Origin of the sequence: Streptomyces sp. ADI95-17, from assembly GCF_003846175.1 — a bacterium.
Lineage (GTDB): Bacteria > Actinomycetota > Actinomycetes > Streptomycetales > Streptomycetaceae > Streptomyces > Streptomyces sanglieri.
Genome location: NZ_ML123044.1, coordinates 1481372 through 1484789, shown reverse-complemented (window position 1 = coordinate 1484789; position 3418 = coordinate 1481372). Strand labels below are relative to the sequence as shown.

Here is a 3418-nt window from a genome sequence, read left to right as displayed (position 1 = left end):
CGGCTTCGCCCGCCGCGTCTGCTCCGTCCGCCCGTACCGCTCTGTCGGTCTCTGCGCGGTCACGCATGATCCTCTGCCTTTCGGTGGCCCCGTGTTCCGGGACCAGCCTACGAAAGGGCGTTCCGTCAGAGGCGGGTCCGCGCGTCGGCCGCTTCCCTGGCGCAGGCGTAGGCGAGCGGGCTGATGAGCTCCTGCGCGTCCGGCAGCCAGCGGTTGGCGGTGGTGGGGCGGCGGGCCCACTGCACCGCGCCGCGACCGCCGACCCGGGTCGGCGGACCCGTGACGTAGTGGCCCTCGCCGCGGGCGACCAGGTCGATGGCGGCGGCCCGCCAGCCCAGCTTCCGCACGAGGTCGTCCGACCTGGCCGCCGCGCCCGGCAGCACGAAGAAGAACATCCGCCGGTCGGGGCTGCAGGTGACGGGGCCCAGCGGCAGGCCCATCCGCTCCATCCGGGCCAGCGCCAGGAAGCCGGCCGACTCCGGTACTTCGATCGCGTCGAAGCTGCGGCCGGTGGGCAGCAGGATCGACGCCTTCGGGTGCCTGGACCACATCCTGCGGGCCGCGGCCCCGCTCCCGGTCGCCTGGCCCGCCCAGTCGGGGCCGGTGGGGTGGGCACCGGGGGCGGCGCAGCCGGCAGCGCCGCAGGAACACCGCTCGGTCCCCTCCGCCGCCTCCAGCCAGGTGCCCGGGCACACGTCCCAGTGCCGCTCCTCCGCGTACCGCACCGCCGCGTCGAGCAGTTGCTCGCCCCGCTGCTGGGGGACCTTCGCGGCTTCCATGACTCCGACGGGCTCTTCGACTGCGATGGGCTCTTCCACGCTCAGCACAACTACGGCCAACACTTGGGGTTACGGGCGTGACGGGTGTGGTCCCGGCGTATCGATCCGGCATACGGGGCGCATGGATGCATGGGCGGGGGCGCGCGTGAGGCGGTGCCCGGCAGGGCGGGTAGCCACATACGGGCAACCGCCGGACCGCCCCTGTGCGGGTCCGTAACCGGTCGGCCTCTGTCATATGCCGACATGAATGACAAGGAACAAGACGCACGTGACGAACACGATGAATCTGTGCATTTTCCGCGTATTCGCCGGGCAGTGATCGGCCCAATGATCACTGCGGCCTCAGGGGGAAACATGGCAGCCAGGCCTCTCGTCGCACGCCAGCCGAACGAACGGCTCCAGACGCTCATCCAGGAAGCCGGATGTTCCAACGCCGGCCTCGCCCGCCGCGTCAACATGGTCGGCGCGGAACGCGGGCTCGACCTGCGCTACGACAAGACGTCCGTGGCCCGTTGGCTACGCGGACAGCAACCACGCGGCAGGGCGCCGGGGATCATCGCCGAGGCGCTCGGCCGCAAGCTCGGCCGTACGGTCACGATCGACGAGATCGGGATGGCCAACGGCAAGAATCTGGCGTCCGGCGTCGGCCTCCAGTTCGCCCCGACCGTGATCGGCGCGATCGAGCAGGTCTGCGAGCTGTGGCGCAGCGATGTCGGCCGCCGGGACTTTCTCTCCGGATCGGCGGTCGCCTCCTCCGCGCTCGTCGAACCCAGCCGTGACTGGCTCATCACCGGCGCCGACCCGCAGGTGGCACGGGCCGCCGGGGCCCGCGTCGGGATGCCGGACGTCGAGGCGGTGCGGGCGATGACGACCGCGCTGGTCGATCTCGACCACCGGTTCGGCAGCGGACACGTCCGGCCGGTCCTGGTGCACTACCTGAACAGCGTGGTCTCCGGGCTGCTCTCCGGGGCGTACCGGGAAGCGGTCGGCCGGCAGCTGTTCGGGGCGGTCGCCCGGCTCACCGAACTCGCCGGGTACATGGCGGTCGACACCGGCCAGCCGGGGCTCGCCCAGCGCTACTACATCCAGGCGCTGCGACTGGCCCAGGCGGCGGGCGACCGGGCGTACGGCGGTTATGTGCTGGCCGCCTCGATGAGCCATCTCGCCGCGCAGCTCGGCAACCCCAGGGAGATCGCCCAGCTGGCCCGGGCCGCGCAGGAGGGCGCGCGCGGGCGCGTGACCCCGCGGGCGGAGGCGATGTTCTACGCGGCGGAGGCGCGCGGACACGCCCTGCTCGGCGACTCCCGCTCCTGCCAGGCGGTGACGGGCCGCGCGCTGGCCGCCATGGAACGGGCCGAACCGGGCACGGGCGACGACCCCGACTGGATCGCCCACTTCGACCGCGCCTATCTCGCGGACGAGCTGGCGCACTGCCACCGTGACCTCGGCCAGGCGGAGGCCGCCGCGCGCCGCGCGAAGGAGTCGCTGGCCGGCCACCCGGAGTCCCGGACCCGCCGTCGCGGCATCGGCCTGGTGCTGCTGGCCACGGCCCAGGTCCAGATGCGCGAGGTGGAGCAGGCGTGCCACACGGGCACGCGGGCGATGGAGCTGCTGGGGTCGGTGCGCTCCAGCCGGGGAGCGGAGTATCTGGACGATCTCCAGCAGCGGCTGATCCCGTACGGGGACGAGTCGGCGGTGCGCGAGTTCGGTGCCCGGCTGGAGCTCCAGGCGGCCTGACCGGGCCCGGGAACGGGGGCCCGGCCGGCGGGCGCGTCAGGGCGTTCCATTAACTGCGTCTTAAGAGCGCTGAGCGTTACAGCGCGTGTGAAGGGCTGGTGAGTGACAACACACGCTTGGCGAACGGCGGCAACCACCCGATAGCGTGAGCCGACGATTCCGTAGGTTCACACGTAGGAGTCCCGGTGACGCAGAGCGGACAGGGTGACGAGCAGCAGCTCCCTGCTGTACGGCCCACGCACGAAGGTGTCGTGCTGCCCGCGGGTGGCGGCGAGCCCTGGATACCGGGGGGCCCCGCGGATCAGGCCGCCCCGGCGGGCGGCCAGCCGTGGGGGCAGCCCTGGGGGCCGCAGGCGGCGCACCAGGACCCCTCGCAACAGCCCCAGCACCAGCCCCAGGGGCACGCCCAGGGCCAGGGGGCGTACGGGCAGGGGCAGTACGGCCAGGGGCAGCCGGGCCAGGGGCAGTACGGGCAGCCGCCCGCCCCGCAGCACGCCCAGATGCCGCAGGCCCAGCCGCTGCCCCCCGTGCAGCCGCAGCAGATGCAGCCGCCGCAGCAGATGCAACAGCCGCAGCAGATGCAGCAACAGCCGCAGCCGCCGCAGTCGTTCGCGCAGCCGTTGCCGCCCGAGGCCGTGCCCGGGATGAGCATGGGCGGGGACGCGGAGGCCACGCAGTACATCGCGCCGGTGCCCGGTGGGCCCGTGCCGGGCGGGCCGCCGCCGGAGAGCCCCGCGGAGTCGACGACGTTCCTCGGCCACGGGGTGCCGCCGCAGCAGCAGGCGTACCAGCAGCAGCCCGGCAACGGCGGTGACGCCGAGGCGACCCAGTTCATCCCGCCGGTGCCCGGCGGTACGCCTTACGGCATCAGGCCCGGCGCCCCGGGCGACCGGCAGCCGCCC

General features: G+C 73.5%; 2 protein-coding genes and 1 pseudogene. 2 read left to right on the top strand and 1 reads right to left on the bottom strand.

Annotated elements, in window-relative coordinates; genetic code table 11:
• Positions 1 to 125: 125 nt before the first annotated feature.
• Entirely contained in the window at positions 126 to 779 is a 654-nt protein-coding gene (locus tag EES42_RS06680; RefSeq protein WP_124717103.1) for a bifunctional DNA primase/polymerase, read from the bottom strand.
• 354 nt (positions 780 to 1133) lie between these two features.
• On the opposite strand from EES42_RS06680, the gene EES42_RS06675 reads away from it, so the two are divergent.
• Entirely contained in the window at positions 1134 to 2516 is a 1383-nt protein-coding gene (locus EES42_RS06675) for a transcriptional regulator (protein WP_124717102.1), read from the top strand.
• A 185-nt stretch (positions 2517 to 2701) separates the two neighbouring features.
• A pseudogene (locus EES42_RS06670) lies at positions 2702 to 3418 on the top strand (hypothetical protein); the annotation flags it as partial.

Excerpts from the sequence above, each read along its gene's own strand:
- EES42_RS06680 (WP_124717103.1), bottom strand. The coding sequence starts at position 779 with ATGGAAGCCGCGAAGGTCCCCCAGCAGCGGGGCGAGCAACTGCTCGAC.
- EES42_RS06675 (WP_124717102.1), top strand. The coding sequence starts at position 1,134 with ATGGCAGCCAGGCCTCTCGTCGCACGCCAGCCGAACGAACGGCTCCAG.